Source organism: Rhodococcus sp. IEGM 1241, assembly GCF_033142365.1.
GTDB classification, from domain to species: domain Bacteria; phylum Actinomycetota; class Actinomycetes; order Mycobacteriales; family Mycobacteriaceae; genus Rhodococcus_F; species Rhodococcus_F erythropolis.
The window spans coordinates 149,857-166,012 of the sequence record NZ_JAWLSE010000004.1 but is presented as its reverse complement, the minus strand read 5'-3'; the positions used below and the strand labels follow the sequence as shown (position 1 = coordinate 166,012).

17 protein-coding genes are annotated in these 16,156 nt (G+C 63.4%); 2 read left to right on the top strand and 15 right to left on the bottom strand.

Going from position 1 to position 16,156, the window contains the following annotated elements; genetic code table 11:
- Positions 1-10: 10 nt before the first annotated feature.
- From R4P70_RS19140 to R4P70_RS19075, 14 genes are all read right to left on the bottom strand, one after another.
- Positions 11-433 (bottom strand): rhodanese-like domain-containing protein, encoded by a 423-nt coding sequence (locus tag R4P70_RS19140; RefSeq protein WP_003945445.1) that lies wholly within the window; start codon positions 431-433, stop codon positions 11-13.
- Positions 430-948 (bottom strand): cysteine dioxygenase, encoded by a 519-nt coding sequence (locus R4P70_RS19135; RefSeq protein ID WP_037132195.1) that lies wholly within the window; start codon positions 946-948, stop codon positions 430-432. Before R4P70_RS19135 ends, R4P70_RS19140 begins: the two co-directional genes overlap by 4 nt.
- Before the next feature lie 261 nt (positions 949-1,209).
- Positions 1,210-2,025, bottom strand: coding sequence for a type III pantothenate kinase (locus R4P70_RS19130; protein ID WP_007726991.1), 816 nt, complete (start codon positions 2,023-2,025; stop codon positions 1,210-1,212).
- A 3-nt stretch (positions 2,026-2,028) separates the two neighbouring features.
- Positions 2,029-2,475, bottom strand: a complete 447-nt coding sequence (gene panD, locus R4P70_RS19125; protein ID WP_003945761.1) for an aspartate 1-decarboxylase — start codon at positions 2,473-2,475, stop codon at positions 2,029-2,031.
- Between the two features lie 27 nt (positions 2,476-2,502).
- On the bottom strand, positions 2,503-3,435 hold the full coding sequence (panC, locus tag R4P70_RS19120) for a pantoate--beta-alanine ligase (protein WP_317831180.1): 933 nt from the start codon (positions 3,433-3,435) through the stop codon (positions 2,503-2,505).
- Positions 3,428-4,369: a Rossmann-like and DUF2520 domain-containing protein gene (locus R4P70_RS19115; RefSeq protein WP_003945822.1), complete on the bottom strand. Its 942-nt coding sequence runs from the start codon at positions 4,367-4,369 to the stop codon at positions 3,428-3,430. The genes panC and R4P70_RS19115 overlap by 8 nt, the downstream gene beginning before the upstream one ends.
- A 110-nt stretch (positions 4,370-4,479) precedes the next feature.
- Positions 4,480-5,601 (bottom strand): DUF6779 domain-containing protein, encoded by a 1,122-nt coding sequence (locus R4P70_RS19110; protein ID WP_215515638.1) that lies wholly within the window; start codon positions 5,599-5,601, stop codon positions 4,480-4,482.
- 68 nt (positions 5,602-5,669) lie between these two features.
- The gene (locus R4P70_RS19105; protein WP_153213529.1) at positions 5,670-6,137 is read right to left on the bottom strand and encodes a DUF3180 domain-containing protein; all 468 of its coding nucleotides are present in this window, start codon (positions 6,135-6,137) and stop codon (positions 5,670-5,672) included.
- A gap of 17 nt (positions 6,138-6,154) precedes the next feature.
- Complete coding sequence (gene folK / locus R4P70_RS19100; protein ID WP_042451964.1) at positions 6,155-6,658, bottom strand: 2-amino-4-hydroxy-6-hydroxymethyldihydropteridine diphosphokinase; 504 nt, start codon at positions 6,656-6,658, stop codon at positions 6,155-6,157.
- Entirely contained in the window at positions 6,655-7,020 is a 366-nt protein-coding gene (gene folB, locus R4P70_RS19095; RefSeq protein ID WP_003945780.1) for a dihydroneopterin aldolase, read from the bottom strand. The genes folK and folB overlap by 4 nt, the downstream gene beginning before the upstream one ends.
- A gap of 1 nt (position 7,021) precedes the next feature.
- On the bottom strand, positions 7,022-7,882 hold the full coding sequence (gene folP / locus R4P70_RS19090; protein WP_029254407.1) for a dihydropteroate synthase: 861 nt from the start codon (positions 7,880-7,882) through the stop codon (positions 7,022-7,024).
- 5 nt (positions 7,883-7,887) lie between these two features.
- Positions 7,888-8,505 carry a GTP cyclohydrolase I FolE gene (gene folE, locus R4P70_RS19085; RefSeq protein WP_019746783.1) on the bottom strand — a complete coding sequence of 206 codons (618 nt, stop codon included), beginning with the start codon at positions 8,503-8,505 and terminating at the stop codon, positions 7,888-7,890.
- Between the two features lie 59 nt (positions 8,506-8,564).
- On the bottom strand, positions 8,565-11,144 hold the full coding sequence (gene ftsH, locus R4P70_RS19080; protein ID WP_134998458.1) for an ATP-dependent zinc metalloprotease FtsH: 2,580 nt from the start codon (positions 11,142-11,144) through the stop codon (positions 8,565-8,567).
- Positions 11,145-11,411: 267 nt separating this feature from the next.
- The gene (locus tag R4P70_RS19075; protein WP_007727006.1) at positions 11,412-12,059 is read right to left on the bottom strand and encodes a FadR/GntR family transcriptional regulator; all 648 of its coding nucleotides are present in this window, start codon (positions 12,057-12,059) and stop codon (positions 11,412-11,414) included.
- A 99-nt stretch (positions 12,060-12,158) separates the two neighbouring features.
- On the opposite strand from R4P70_RS19075, the gene R4P70_RS19070 reads away from it, so the two are divergent.
- Together R4P70_RS19070 and R4P70_RS19065 are read left to right on the top strand one after the other, a co-directional pair.
- Positions 12,159-13,499, top strand: coding sequence for an SLC13 family permease (locus R4P70_RS19070; protein WP_317831174.1), 1,341 nt, complete (start codon positions 12,159-12,161; stop codon positions 13,497-13,499).
- 28 nt (positions 13,500-13,527) lie between these two features.
- Positions 13,528-14,937 carry an acyl-CoA synthetase gene (locus tag R4P70_RS19065; RefSeq protein ID WP_317831172.1) on the top strand — a complete coding sequence of 470 codons (1,410 nt, stop codon included), beginning with the start codon at positions 13,528-13,530 and terminating at the stop codon, positions 14,935-14,937.
- A gap of 27 nt (positions 14,938-14,964) precedes the next feature.
- On the opposite strand, the gene R4P70_RS19060 is transcribed toward R4P70_RS19065, so the two are convergent.
- The gene (locus R4P70_RS19060; RefSeq protein ID WP_317831170.1) at positions 14,965-16,107 is read right to left on the bottom strand and encodes an HIRAN domain-containing protein; all 1,143 of its coding nucleotides are present in this window, start codon (positions 16,105-16,107) and stop codon (positions 14,965-14,967) included.
- Positions 16,108-16,156 lie beyond the last annotated feature (49 nt).

The window sequence follows — 16,156 nt, the reverse complement described above, 5'->3', positions numbered from 1 at the left end:
AGCAAATACCTCAATGAGCCGAAACCGCCGCCAACTCGCGGGAGCAATGACGAACTCCGCTGAGCGCACCGAGCAGGCCGGCGGCCTTGATCGCCTGGTACCCGCCCACGAGATCGGTGGCCTTGTGCAGACCCAACTGCTGCAACGACGCTGCGGCCAGGCTCGAGGTGTACCCCTCGGAGCAGACGATCACCCACTCGACGTCGTGGTCGGTGGCCAACGCGAGGTGCGCGCTGCTGGTGGGGTCGAGGCGCCATTCGAGCACGTTCCGCTCGATCGCGAGTGCACCGGGAAGAGTTCCCTCGATGGCGCGCTGCGCCTGCGGGCGAATGTCGACGAAGATCGCGCCGCGGTGGAAGGCTTCGGTGAGCTGGAAGACGTACATACGATCGATCTGTGCGCGAGCGTCGTCGAGCATTTGGTCGATGGTCATTTGGTGCCCCCCTCGGGCAGGTCGGTCAGCTCGGTACGGGTGCGGCGAAGTGTCCGGTGATCCGTCACTTCGTAGAAGGACATTGCCGTCAGCGGCGGCGAGTAGGCATGAATGCTCAGAGTCGGTGCATCAGAGCTGATTTCGATCGGAGCACCGGGAGCATCCGTCGAACGCACGACATCGTGAACCCATCCGAGCGGGAACGAAGCCTGATCGCCGGCGTCGAGCTGGCGTTCCACCAGGGCGTCACCGGCCCAACGGAATTCGGTGAGCGAACCACTGAGGACGGTCAAGGCGCCGAACGAGCCTGCGTGGTCGTGCAATTCGGTGTTGCGTTCGGGCACCCAACTGATGAGCCACACATCGACGTCGTCGTCCGCATGCAAGCGGGTGGACCAACGGTCGAGCGTCGGGAAGGTGTCGGGGATGAGGTGATCGAAACGGCCGTCGAGCACGCCGTTTGCTCCCTCGTCGGTCAGCCGCAGCAGATCGGCCGGGCGAAGGCGGGTGGGCAACGACGCACCACTCGGGCGGCGTCCGGACGCCCCACGATTAGCGCTACGACCTGCGGAAACAGCACGGTCAGCAGTAAGAGTCGGGGCCAAAACAGAGAGATCTGCAGAATATGTGGATAGCACGAGCTAGCTCCAAGGAATGTGAATTGGTCAAGGCAGCGGTCAGCCTCGACAACACTCCTGAGCACCCATGCAGCGATTCACGAGCACCATTGTGGCATAACTTTTGCAATCGCGAAACCGCTGGAACGAAACCATCGATCAGGCGACGGGTCGTCGACCGGATCCACGACGCGCCTGATTGCGCTCGAAGACCAACCTCAGCCCCTCGAGGGTGAGGTCCCGTTCGAGGTGATCGATGGTGTCGGACTCGGGAATGATCAGCGGTGCGCTGTCCCCGGTCGCGATCACGGAGACGTCGTCACCACCGAACTCCGGTAGTTCGTCGCGGACGCGGTTGACCAATCCGTCGACGAGGCCCGCAAAGCCGAATACCGCACCGGACTGCATGCATTCGACGGTATTCTTGCCGACAACCGAACGCGGGCGCACCAATTCGACCTTGCGCAGCGCAGCGGACTGCGACGCCAAGGCATCGGTCGAGATCTCGAGTCCGGGCGCGATGCAGCCGCCCAGAAACTCACCCTTGGCAGAAACGACGTCGACACAGGTCGACGTACCGAAGTCCACGACAATGCACGGCCCCTCGTAAAGATGGTGAGCGGCAAGGCTGTTGACGATCCGGTCGGCTCCCACCTCTTTGGGGTTGTCCACCAGCAGTGGCACTCCGGTGCGAATACCCGGTTCGACCACCACATGGGGAACGTGACCCCAGTACCGCTCGAGCATCACACGGATTTCACGCAAGACGGACGGCACTGTCGACAGCGCCGCAACGCCGGTGATCTGATCGACATGAGAACCCAACAGCCCACGGAAGGTCAACGCCAACTCGTCGGCAGTCATCCGAGGATCGGTTCGCATTCGCCAGTCCTGCAGCAGCTTCGAATACTCACCAGTCCCGGAGAACAGACCGAGAACGATGTTGGTGTTCCGGACGTCGACCGTGAGCAGCATGGATTACACCAGGCTGGATTCGCGCGAGGCCTCGAGCGTCGACAGCATGCGTGGGGTGATCAGACCCGAACCCTCCGGCGCGTGAGCCGGGTCGGAACCGAGTTCGATCTGCTTGTTGTCGGCATCGACGAAGACGACGCGCGGGGAGTACTCCTTGACTTCCTGCTCGTTCATCACGCCGTAGGCGATGAGGATGACCAGGTCGCCTGGCTTGACCAGATGCGCTGCCGCACCGTTGATTCCGATGACACCGGTTCCGCGCTCGCCGGCAATGACGTACGTCTCGAGACGCGCACCGTTGTCGATGTCGACGATGCACACCTGTTCGCCTTCGAGGAGGTCTGCGGCGTCCATCAGATCCTGGTCGACGGTGACGGAGCCGACGTAATGCAGGTCGGCGTGAGTCACGGTGGCGCGGTGGATCTTCGACTTCATCATCGTGCGAAACATATCCAGGTCCTTACTCGTGAAAAGTGCTCAGTGAGACAGCAGGTCGTCGATGGCGTCGGCGGATGGGTCGGTGTCACGCTCGAGGAAGCCGGTTCCCACCGCGACACCGACGTTGTCGATCAAACGGGTGGTTCCGAGCTTGGCGGCCACCAACAGTCGGCCGTCACCTCGCTCGGGCGCGGGGCCCAGATCGACGCCCCGAACCTCGAGGTAGTCGACCTCGATTTCCGGAACAGCTGCCAGAACAGCGCGTGCGGTTTCCAGGATTGCTTCCGCTCCCCCAGCCGCCGCGTGTGCACCGGCGATCAGAGCGGCGGACAGCGCGACCGCTGCCGCGCGCTGGTTCTCGTCGAGGTAGCGATTGCGAGAGGACAACGCGAGACCGTCGAACTCGCGAACCGTCGGAACTCCGATGATCTGTACATCGAAGTTGAGATCCCACACCATCTGACGGATGAGCGTCAGCTGCTGGTAGTCCTTCTCACCGAAGTACGCGTGATTGGGTACCGCGATCTGCAGCAACTTCGCCACTACCGTCAGCATTCCCGCGAAGTGAGTGGGGCGCGCTCCGCCTTCGAGTTCGCTACCCAACGGGCCCGGCACGACGGTGGTGCGCTGGCCCCGCGGGTACATCGTCTTGGCGTTCGGCGCGAACACCAATTCGACGCCCTCGGCGCGCAACAGGTCGAGATCCGCATCGAGAGTGCGCGGGTACGCGTCCAGATCTTCGCCGGCACCGAACTGGAGCGGGTTCACGAAGATGGAAACGATCACGACGGCGCCGGTGACCTTGGCCTGACGAACCAGTTCGATGTGGCCGGCATGCAGCGCACCCATCGTCGGAACGAGCGCCACCTGACGCCCGACACCTCGCAGTGCCCGCGAGACGCGCCGAAGCTTGTCCGGATCGTGGTGCACCGTCAGTTCGCCGCGCTTGTATCCGCCCTGCAGATCACTCACGACGGTCACCTCCCGTTTCAGTCAAGATGTCGAACAATTCGGTGGGGGCACCCACCCGCTGGGCCGATCGCAAGGACATCGCCCGATAGCCGGCAGCGAGCTCCGGATCCAGGTCTGTCAGTACGCGCAAATGTGTGTCGACGGCAGCAGCGTCGCCGCGTGCCACCGGGCCGGTCAACGCCGAGGGACCGCGTCGTAGCGCGTTGTCCAAGGCCGCCGACAGCAGCGGCTGCAGGACTCGCTCGGCCACTCCACCCGGATCGCCGTCGACCAACTGCTGACCGAGCAGCTCGTCACCTTGCAACGACGCTCGCAGTGCCTCGACGGCGTCGACCACGAGCGTGACCAGGTGATTACTGCCGTGAGCCAGTGCGGCGTGGTAGAGCGCGCGGTTCTCCTCGCGCACTCGGACGGGCTCGCCGCCGATCTCGAGGACCAGTGACTGCGCGATCGCGTAACCGATGTCGTCGGCAGCGGTGATTCCGAAGCATGCCGACGACAGCCGTGCGGTGTCCTCGTCGTGACCGGTGAACGTCATCGCCGGATGGATAGCCAGGGGTAGTGCGCCCAGTTCGGTGAGTGGAGTCAGGATCGCGATCCCGTTGGCACCGGACGTATGGGCGACGAGCGTGCCCGGCTTGACGGCATGGGTGGCCGCCAGACCTCGAACAAGATCCGCAAGCTGATCGTCAGGAACGGCGAGAATCAGCAACTCGGAACGAGCTGCGACGTCGGCAGCCGGAAGAATTTCGGTATCGGGAAGCCGCTTCACCGCGCGGGCAACCGAGGCGCTGGAAACGGCGGAGCAAGCGCTGACAACATGACCGGCTCGCTCCAATGCGGCACCGACAGCTGTTCCGACCCGGCCTGCGGAGACAATTCCTACCGTCAATCGCGCAGGTGCAGGTCCATTAGTGATCCCGAAGGAAGTCACCGGATTCCTCTCGTTCGTTCCAGTCCCGCTCGGCGGGTACCAGACGTTCTGCGTCCGAGGATATCCTTCGCCCGAACCGTCATGCCATGGCCGGGCGAGTGATCTGCGACTCAGTCCTCTCGGCGACGGCGTCGACCGGAGCCTTCCGACGGGTTGTTCGAACTCAGATTCGCCATGATTTCGGCGACGGTCAATCCGTTGGAATGAGCACCACTGGCGGCATCTTCCGGAGCAGCACGGCGACGACGTCGCGGCTCCGCGTCAGGCTCCGCAGCGGATTCGGGTTCAGCTTCCGCGACAGCTTCGGGAACAACCGCGGGAACAACCTCGGGCACCTCTTCGACGACAGCGTCTTCGATGACGGCATCTTCGATGTTCGGGGCCTGGGCGGGAGCCTTGACTTCAGGCTCGACCGGCGCGACCGGCTCCGAATCCTTCTTCACCGGAACGTCTTTCACCGTTCGTGTCGGCGAGGAACTCACCGGAGAACTCGGTGCTTGGTTCCCGCTCTGGGGCTTCTGCGTCTCTTGTGGCTTCTGCGTCTCTCGAGACTTCTGGGTCGGGATGACGCGCGGCGCCACGAAGCTGCTGTCACGCCACGACGTCTCCGCGAACACGACGGTTGTCTCAGCAGTCACCGGATCGTCGTTGGGCGAAGCCAAGCCGCCGACGTTCGGTGCCGGTTGGCTGGGCCCGCTCTGGCCGGCGCCGGGAACGTACAACCCCGACGGTGCCGGCTGGTACGCGCCGTACGAACTACCGCCAAGTTCCGGCACTCGCGTCGAATCGGTCTTGAGCGCGGTCTGTTCGGGCAGCAGCCCACCTTCGAACAGTGCTTCGAGGTTTCGGCGCAGCGCCACCAATTCGGCGCGCAACCCGGCCAGCTCCTCCGCGTCCGCGGTCACCTCACGTCGCACGCGACCTTCGACGCTCAGTTCGTACTCGCGTCGAGCAGAAATTTCACGTTCGAGCTGCAGTTCGTACACGGTCTGCAGATCGGCAACCTTGGCTTTGTCCAGTGCCGACTCACGCCGATACTTGGTCATGGCGATAGCGCCGAGGGTGGCTGCCCACAGAGCGACGACCAGACCCACCCGAAGAAGCTGAACGCTGTTGCTGAAAATCAGAAACAGCGAAGCAATGACAGCAAGTGCCAGAAGAGCAGCAATGATCATCTGGCTCGCGCTGCGCTTGCTTCGGCGCGCAGACTTCGATCGACCAGAATTTGTCATGGTTGCCAGGGTACTTGCCGAGACCGGGGTCGCCACGTACCTCGGTGGGTGATTTGCCGACCAGGCTGTCAGTGCGCAGGCTCGTCAGGTGTATCTTCCGGCGTCTTGCAACAATGTTCGAGCCACAGAGCTGCCGCTACCAGCGCAATTGCGGCGCCCAACCCCACCCACGCGCCCGGCGTGTCGGAGGCTGCAGCCTGCAGAACCGAGCGCTGTGGGATGAGATACACCAGCACTCCGACCCAGACACCGACGGTAGCTGAACCGACCAAAGCGGATGCTTTGGCCAATGCCAGCGCTCGGGCGGCGGTGATCGGATGAAGCTGTCTGAGCCCGTCGCCGACCTGCCGGTTCTTGACGCGTGAACGAATGACAAAAGCGAAGACGGCCTCGGCAACGGCGACGAAGTAGAGCGACGCTCCCGCATAAACGGGGATGGGCGGCATCGAACCGTAGAACACGCGAATCAGAATCCAGGTGGCCACGGCCGCCACTGCGGCGAGTACCGCGAGTTCACTGATCCGGGTCGGCTTCAAACCCTTGTCTTTTTCGGTCACCGCGCAAGCACCATATCGGTAGTGCGGACACCTTCGCGCTCAGTGCGATCGAGGCCGTCGAGAATTTGTGCCACCGGCAACTTCTGGCCGTCGACGATCAGCGTCGCGTCAGGCTCGACGTCCAGCCAGGGAACGAGAACGAATGCCCGAAGATGCGCGCGCGGATGCGGAAGTGTGAGCACGGGATCGGAACTGACGACGCCTTCGCAGTCGACTACGTCCACGTCCAGGCTCCGTGGCCCCCACCGCTGTTCGCGTACCCGGTCTGCGGCTTCCTCGAGAGCTTGCGAGCGGCGAAGCCATTCAGCGGCATCGGCTTCGGGATCGTCGACCACCACCACCGCGTTGTAGAAATCCTGCTGCTCGACGCCACCCCACGGCGCGGTCGAGTAGACCGGTGAGACAGCAACGACGGCGCTGCCCAACCCGTCGACAACGGACTGCAGGTGAGCCACGCTGTCGCCGATGTTGGAACCGATCGACAGAACAGCGCGCGTCATGCCGATCGGGTCCGATGCGCGACGACGGCAACGTCCGCAAAAACCAGCGGAATCGGTGCCGACGGTTTGTGGACCACGACCTCAACGCTCTCGACTCGCGAATCTTTCATGACGTCGTCGGCGATCTCAGCGGCGACAGTCTCGATGAGATCGCGCGACGGGCCGGCGACGATGGCTGCGGCGGCTTCCGCCAACTCGCCGTAGTGCAGGGTCTGGGTCAGATCGTCCGACGCCGCGGCGGGAGCCAAGTCCATCCACACGGTGATGTCGATGAAGAAGTCCTGACCGTCACGCTTCTCGTGGTCGAACACTCCGTGATTGCCGCGAACCTTCAGCCCGCGCAATTCGATTCGGTCCCCCATGTCAGGCCCTTTCTCGTCCACGGTTCCAGGCGTCGACCACGGCAATGGCGTCGAGCGAGGCTTGTGCGTCGTGCACCCGAACTCCCCAGGCGCCCTCACGTGCTGCAAGGGCCGAGACCACGGCCGTCGCAGTCTCGCGGCCACCAGGCGGACGGGGATTGCCGTCGGGATCGCTGAGCAGAGACCCCAGGAACCGCTTGCGGGAAGCGCCGACCAGTATCGGGAATCCGGTCGCGTTGAACTCGGGTAGTGCACGCAACAGGGCCCAGTTGTGGTCGGCGTTCTTCGCGAACCCGAGGCCGGGGTCGAGGATGATCGACGACGAATCGACCCCTGCTTTCAACGCCAGATCGACCTGCGACAGCAGTTCGTCACGGACGTCGCGGACCACGTCGTCGTAGTGATCGGCGCTGCCACGATGGACGTAGTCGCCGGCCGAGCGCCAATGCATGAGGATCCAGGGCACTCCGGCGTCAGCCACAACGGATGCCATGTCGGGGTCTGCGCGACCGCCCGATACGTCGTTGACGATGCCTGCGCCCGCTTCGATCGCGGCGGCGGCCACGGAAGCACGCATCGTGTCGACGCTGACGCGAATTCCGGCTGCCACGAGTTCTTCGATCACCGGGGCAATACGGTCCGCCTCGAGTTTCGGATCGACGCGGGTGGCTCCGGGGCGCGTCGACTCGCCGCCGACGTCGACGATGTCGACGCCTATGCGTTGCAGTTCGAGCCCGCGAGCGATCGCCGCGTCACGATCGAGAAATTGACCGCCGTCGGAAAACGAATCGGCGGTGACGTTCAGAATCCCCATCACGACCATCCGGGCCGGATCGCTACCTGCAACGGGAGCCGCGGACATCTCGCTCACTTACGAAGGATGAGGTCCAGCGCTTCGGACCGTGAGGCCGCGCTGGATTGCAGGAGCCCACGAACCGCAGACGTGGTCGTGCTGGCTCCAGGCTTGCGGATACCGCGCATCGCCATGCAGAGGTGCTCGGCTTCGATGACGACGATGGCTCCACGCGGATCGAGCTTGCGCATCAAAGCATCCGCGATCTGACTGGTCAGGCGTTCTTGAACCTGCGGACGCTTGGCGTACAGATCGACGACGCGCGCGAGCTTCGACAAACCGGTGACCTTGCCCGACTTTCCCGGGATGTAGCCAACGTGAGCAACACCGTGGAAGGACACCAGGTGGTGCTCGCACGTCGAGAACATCGGAATGTCTCGCACGAGCACCAATTCCTGGTGACCCTCGTCGAAAGTTGTGTTCAACGCGTCGTCGGGCTCGGAGTACAGACCCGCGAAGATCTCCTTGTACGAGCGCGCAACCCTGGCCGGCGTATCGAGCAGGCCTGGGCGCTCCGGATCTTCACCGACCGCGATCAACAATTCCCGTACGGCAGCCTCTGCCCGCGCCTGATCGAACGGGCGGCCCGTTCCGAGCGACACCAGTTCACTGGCCACATCATTCACCGACAACCGAACTCTCCTCGAGAATTGTTCACAGGTCCCCCGCCGCAGAGCCTAGTGGCGCAAGGTCAGCGGGATCCGTCCGGTCCGTCCCAGCGAGCGGTGCTCGGGCCGTCGTCCTCAGCCGAATGATGCGGCGGCGGAGTCTGCGGCTGTTCCGGTGCGGGGCTCTGCCACTGGTTTTCGCCGGTCGGGTTTCCCCGGTTCGGATCGGCGAAGGGTCCACCGTCCGGGTACTGCACCGGGTAATCGGGCTGCGCGGGGTAACGGCGGCCGGGGTGCGGCTGCTCGGGGTACGCCTGCTGTCCCGGGTGCGGTTGACCGTACTGCCCCTGATCGGGCTGGGGCTGACCGTGTTGGGGCTGACCGTACTGGCCCTGCGACTGGTTCGGCGGGGTCGGATTCTGTCCACCGGTGTACCCACCCGACTGCTGTCCGGGGTACGTCGGCGACGGGTTCTCACGCGGAGGCCAACCCGGTGCCGACCATCCGGCGGGCGCTCCGTAGTCGGGTGTTCCCGGTTGCGGAGTCTGCTGCGGAGCACTCGGCTGCGGGTACGAGGGCTGTGCGTAGCCGTTCGAGGGTCCCTGGTTGCCGTTGTTGGGGAGACCACCGTTGTTGGGGACACCGCCGTTGGGTGCACCGCTGTTGGGTGCGCCGCTGCTGGGTGCGCCTGCCTTGACGAGAACAGGTGCAGCAGCGGGCTCCGGCCACGTTTCGCCGCGCTCGATCGCGAGTTCGCGAGGAGTCTTCACCGGCGGACGATCCGAAGGCGTGCGCCCACCGAAATCGTTGAAAGCCGTGATACGCGGACGCTTTTCGACGCCGGCAAGGATCTTCTCGAGGTCCTTGCGAGTCAACGTCTCACGCTCGAGCAGTTCGGTAGCGATGAGGTCGAGCGCATCGCGGTACTCGTTGAGGATGGCCCACGCTTCGGTGTGCGCCGCCTCGATGAGGTTGCGCACCTCCTCGTCGATTTCGCGGGCGATCTCGTGCGAGTAGTCGGACTGAACGCCCATCGAACGGCCGAGGAACGGATCCCCGCCCTCCTGTCCGTAGCGAACCGCGCCGAGCTTGGCACTCATGCCGTATTCGGTGACCATCGCGCGTGCGATCTTGGTCGCCATGTCGATATCGGACGACGCTCCGGTGGTGGGCTCGTGGAACACCAACTCCTCGGCGGCGCGTCCACCCATTGCCATGACGAGACGAGCGATCATCTCGGAACGCGTCATCAAACCCTTGTCGTCTTCGGGCACGGTCATCGCGTGACCGCCGGTGCGACCGCGAGCGAGGATCGTGACCTTGTAGACCGGCTCGATGTCAGGCATTGCCCAAGCAGCCAGCGTGTGACCGCCCTCGTGGTACGCCGTGATCTTCTTCTCGTGCTCGCTGATGATGCGACTCTTACGCCGCGGTCCACCGACAACACGGTCCACCGATTCCTCGAGCGAGGCTTCGGTGATGACGGTCCCGTTTTCGCGTGCGGTGAGCAGCGCAGCCTCGTTGATGACGTTGGCAAGATCGGCGCCCGACATTCCGACGGTCCGCTTCGCGAGGCCTTCGAGATCGGCGTTGGGATCGATCGGCTTGCCCTGCGAGTGCACTCGCAGGATCGCACGGCGACCGGCGAGGTCGGGGGCGCCGACCGGAATCTGGCGATCGAAGCGTCCCGGACGCAGCAGTGCGGGGTCGAGGATGTCTGGGCGGTTGGTTGCGGCGATCAAGATGATGCCGGTGCGATCACCGAAGCCGTCCATCTCGACGAGCAGCTGGTTGAGCGTCTGCTCGCGCTCGTCGTGTCCGCCGCCCAGTCCTGCGCCGCGCTGACGACCGACTGCGTCGATCTCGTCGACGAAGATGATGCAGGGGCTGTTCTGCTTGGCCTGCTCGAACATGTCGCGAACACGCGAAGCACCGACACCGACGAACATCTCGACGAAGTCCGAACCGGAGATGGTGAAGAACGGTACGCCGGCTTCGCCTGCGACAGCGCGAGCGAGCAGCGTCTTACCGGTTCCGGGAGGGCCGTACAGCAGCACACCGCGCGGAATCTTGGCGCCGAGCGCCTGGTAGCGAGCCGGGTTCTGCAGGAAGTCCTTGATCTCGTACAGCTCTTCGACAGCCTCGTCCGCACCGGCGACGTCGGCGAACGTGGTTTTCGGCATGTCCTTGGTGAGCTGCTTGGCCTTCGACTTACCGAATCCCATGACTCCGCCGCGACCACCGCCGCCCTGCATCCGGTTCATGACGAAGAAGAAGATGCCGAACAGAATGATCATCGGCAGCACGAACAGAAGGATCGACGTCAGCCAACTCTCCTGAGTGACCGTCGTGTTGAACTTGTCCGCTCCGGCGCCTTCGACCTTGTCGAAGATCTGCTCCGACGCACTCGCGGGGTACTTCGCCAGGATCTGCGTCTTACCGTCGGTGGCGTCGTTGCCGTTCTTGAGCCACAGACGAACCTGCTGCTCACGGTCGTCGATCTGCGCCGACTCAACGTTCTTGGCGTCGAGTTGGGATATCGCGACCGAGGTGTCGACGGTCTTGAAGTCGCGGGTGTCGTTGCTGAAGTAGCTGAAGGCATAGATCACCAACAGCACGACGGCTACGAGTAGCACGTTACGGAACACAGTCTTACGGTTCATACAGGTCGGCCGATGTGGCCGGTCCTTTCGAGAGTGCGGGTCTGCCAGGTCGCCTTCCGGCTGCCAACCGGACACCTGCAGGTTACCGCGATCGGCCCCATCGATGCCCGCCAGCGGCCGTGCCGCTTGGTTGGAACGGTCGTCACTGTGTTCAACGTGCGCATTGCCGATCAGGTTCCCGGGCTACGTCGCAGCACAGTTTCCTGTGAGCGAACATGCTCATAGTGGTTATCGTGCGCTTTTCCGACGCTCGTCCGTCGTTATTCGTCAGGCCGTTTCGGAGAGGATTCCCGCAACAGCGTCAGCGGCGCCCGATTGGTCACCGTCGATGATCCGGTGGGCGAGCTGATCGAGTCGCGCAGACAGTCGCGCCGAGGACTCGGGCACGTCCGCCTGCTTGGCGATGGTGTCGTCGAGATCAGCCAATAAGCCGCCACCGGCCAGGTGCCTGACGCAGCGCCATGTCTCGGCGAAGTTTCTCGCGGTCCCGTCGTCGGTCAACATCGCGACCCGAAGCGCAGCGTTGGGATTCGACGCCGCCGCCCGAGCCAGGCCGGCCATGATCGCTTCCCTGGCAGCAGTCAGTTCGTCGACGGTTCGGTCTTGCAACCGCACTCCCGAATCCGCAGACCTACCCGCGTCGGGCGTGGGAGCTTCGCGAATCACCGCTCCGTTACCGTGCTGAATTTCGACTCTGCCCCGAATCTCGAGGGCCACGAGCGCTTGAGCCAGCGACGCTCGACTCACGCCGAGTTCGGCAGCCAGGCTGCGTTCGGGAGGAAGCCGATCGCCGGGTGAAAGGCCTTGAGCCTCGATGAAATTCGAAATGTGCTCGGCCAACTGCTCATACAGACGCGGACGCTTCAATCGTCCGGGCAGGCCCGAGCGCGAGCCGGGCGATGACGTCGAATTCATGCCTCGGAGTGTACTTGACAAATGGAGCAGTGGCAGAGAGGCTAGGCCAATTCCAAGTGATGCAGACCACAAGCTGGTCGCGAACGGATTGAGAGTTCGATGGCAAATGTCATAGCCCTGTCAGTACTTGTCCTGGTGTTCGTCATATCCACCGTGAGGTCGGTGAACATGGGTGCGCTTGCCCTGGTGGCTGCCTTCGTCGTCGGAACACTGGTCTTCACTGTCGATACCAGCGAGATCCTCGACGGCTTCCCGGCCAGCCTCTTCGTCATCCTGGTCGGCGTCACCTACCTGTTCGCGCTGGCCAGAAACAACGGCACGGTCGATTGGATCATTCACGCGGCGGTCCGTGCGGTCAGAGGACGAGTGGCCCTCGTGCCGTGGGCGATGTTCGCGGTGTGCGCGGCCGTCACCGCCATGGGCGCGGTCAGTCCCGCTGCCGTTGCCATCATCGCGCCCGTGGCGATGGGCTTCGCCACCCGCTACCGGATCCACCCCATGCTGATGGGCTTCATGGTCGTCCAAGGCGCAACGGCGGGCAGCTTCTCCCCTATCGGAATCTTCGGTGTGATCACCAACGACGTCATGCGCCAGAACGGCCTCCCGTCCAGCCCGGCCTTGCTGTTCGTCTCGACCTTCGCAGCCGCGGCCGTTGTTGCCGCAATCGCGTACGTCTCGTTCGGCGGTCGCGCATTGATTGCACGCGGCGCCTCGGAGCGCGTGCTCGTCAGCGCAGTCGGCAACGCGGCGGGCGGTGGCGACACCATCACCGGTTCGGGTTCCGGCGACAGCTCGAAGGGTGGCGGCAAGTCCTCGGGTGGGACCGCTCCGCACGAGGGAGCACTCAATCTCGAGCGGCGACTCACCCTGCTCGGGCTGGCATCACTTGCACTCGGCGCCTTGGTCTTCGACCTCGACGTCGGATTCACCGCACTGACCGTCGCGGTACTTCTCACCCTGATCTTCCCGGCCTCCGCCCGCGGAGCCGTCGACAAGATCAGCTGGGGCACCGTCCTCCTCATCGGCGGAATCGTCACATACGTGGCCCTATTGCAGAACCAAAACACCGTCCAGTGGCTCGGGGATTCGGTTGCACACGTGGGCATTCCACTTCTCGCGGCCTTCTTGATCTGCTTGATCGGCGCGATCGTGTCGGCGTTTGCATCCACCACGGGAATCCTCGGCGCACTAATCCCTTTGGCAATTCCCTTCCTCATGACCGGCCAGGTCAATGCAACCGGCCTGGTTATCGCACTGGCAATCTCCTCGTCTCTGGTCGATTGCAGTCCGTTCTCGACCAACGGCGCGCTGGTGGTGGCGAACGCCGCTCCGGAAGAACGCGACGTGGTGTTCGGGCTGACGATGCGGTGGGGCATGACCATCATGGTGGTGACGCCGATTCTCGCCTGGTTGCTGTTCGTTGTTCCCTGGTCCGTCTGAATCTTCGCTCAAAGAAAGGGAACTCGCGATGAACAGCGAATCCACACTTCTGCGCTCCCTCGACCCCCGCATCTTCGACGATCACGGAGCGGCGGTCAGTTTCGGCGAAGGCGCGACCCTCTCTCGCGCCGACTTGTTGGCCGCCGCCACCGCGGTCGCCGATCGAATCCACGGTGCACAGCGAGTGGCAGTACAAGCCGCCGCCGGCCTCGAGACAGTGGTCGCCGTCGCTGGCGCGCTGATCGCCGGTGTTGCCGTGGTCCCGATCCCACCGGACTCCGGCCCGCTCGAACGTCAGCACATCATCGCCGATTCCCAGGCCGAACTGATACTCGGAGACGGACCGTCGGATTCGAGTATCCCGTTGATTCCCATCGATATTCACGCGCGATCCGCGACGTCCTATCCCGAACCGAGTGCGGCAGCTACTGCACTGATCATGTACACCTCGGGAACCACCGGAGCTCCGAAAGGCGTTGTCCTCTCGCGAGCATCGATCGCAGCGGATCTCGACGCGCTCGCTCATGTGTGGAATTGGACGCCAGAGGACACACTCGTCCACGGACTGCCCCTCTTCCACGTCCACGGGTTGATTCTCGGCGTGTTGGGCGCCTTGCGCGTGGGTTCGCCGCTGATTCATACCGTCAGACCAACTCCGGATTCGTATGCCGCAGCGGGTGGCTCGTTGTACTTCGGTGTTCCGACCGTCTGGTCACGCGTGTGCGGTGATCCCTCGGCGGCAGCAGCATTGCGATCCGCGCGCTTGCTCGTGTCCGGAAGTGCACCACTTCCGGTTCCATTGTTCGAGCGGATGAAATCGCTGACCGGGTTGGCTCCCGTCGAGCGCTACGGAATGAGTGAAACCCTCATCACAGTCAGCACGACGCACGACGGCGAACGTCGCCCGGGTTGGGTCGGGCACTCCGTTCCGGGAGTCAGGACGAGGTTGCGCGGCGAGAACGGCGAACTGTCGGCGCACGACGGAGAGCAGCTTGGGCAACTGGAAGTTGCGGGCGCCGTTCTCTTCGACGAGTACCTCGGGAACCCCTCGAAGACAGCGGAATCCATGACCGAAGACGGCTGGTTCCGCACCGGCGACATCGCGGTGATCGACGACAGCGGATTCCACCGCATCGTAGGTCGCGAGTCGGTCGACATGATCAAGTCCGGTGGATACCGCATCGGTGCCGGCGAGGTGGAACAGGCACTTCTGGCATACCCCGGCGTTCGCGAGGCCGCCGTCGTCGGTGTGCCGGACGACGACCTCGGCCAGCGCATAGTCGCCTTCATCGTCGGCGACGTAGCCGACTGCGCTGTGGTTTCGGACTTCGTCGCCGAATCACTGTCGATCCACAAGCGCCCACGCCAGGTTTGTCTGGTGGACAGCTTGCCCCGCAACGCTATGGGCAAAGTCCAGAAGAAGCTGCTGACGACCTAGGCGGTTGGATCAACGGTCGATCCAAAATTATTGGAGCGACCGGTACTTGACCGCTAATGCGAAGTCCGAGTCCTCGATACCTGCCAGGGCAGCCAAGATATCAGCCGAATGGCTTTCCAACACAATTGCTTTGATCGAATCAGAACCCACCTGCGGCTCGACAACCGGTAGGCCTCGCGAGGCAACCGCAGTGGAAGCAGCGATAAGCATCTTGGTTGCTTCCTTCTGCTGCCACGGCGTCAGTGGACGGGTGGTCACCATATCGATTGCGAACGTGGGAATCGGCTCGGCGCACACCGATCTGCCCTCGTCGACTGGTATTCGGCTCGGCCGATTCAAGGCGATTACGGTCCAAGGCTCACCGGTCAAGAAGTCTTCGGGTAGCTCATGCGCCTTCGCCGCCATCAAAGACACCTGCGCAGAGACGGATGAACCTCGAAACCACCCCCTCCCGACAGTGACGAGCCCTCGGCCTCCGAGATGACGAACCGCAGGCAAGAACTTCGCACTTGTCTGCGGAGTCAGCTGCCCGATGCGATGGCCGTCGACACGGACCTCGACCACCTTCTTTTCCGTCCTCGCAGTGCTCACGTCTAATTCATGCAAAGTGACGAGCAATTCCAGCTCGCCCTCCGGCTCTACAAAATTCCGAAGCACGTCGAAATGGTCGTCGACTTTGGTGACCTGGACAGAGGCGCCAGACGGTAGCAGCGTGTACGGGATCTCAGGTGGTTCGTTGCCTGGTATCAATAGATGCGGTTCACTGAGCTGAATCTCCACGGAGACAGACAACTCCACTGGAGTTCCTGGCGTGTCGTCCCAAGAGTTGCGGTCGTAAGCACGGATCGATGCCGGCACTGTAGGCACCAACCCGCGCTTGATCAGCTCCGCCAAGCGACTGTGGAACAGGATCGCCCGCTCTCGCGCCAAGTAGCCGATCAAATAGTTCGATGCCCTGACCGAGACTGCATAGCGATCATGCGGATTGCCGGGTTCCGGGATGAGTTCCACCGTTCTACGGACGGATGTACCTCCAGGGTCGAAGTCGGAACCCAAAGTCGACCTGATCGCATCGGTATAGGCATGAACACCGACGACTTCCTCGTTGCACCAGTCTCCGCGCCCTCCCCAAAGCGGATATGGACGCCACTGCCCACCAACGTCACTCATTTTCGTTCTACTCCTGTATTTGGTGAGATATGGAGCGCCTGCCTCCGAA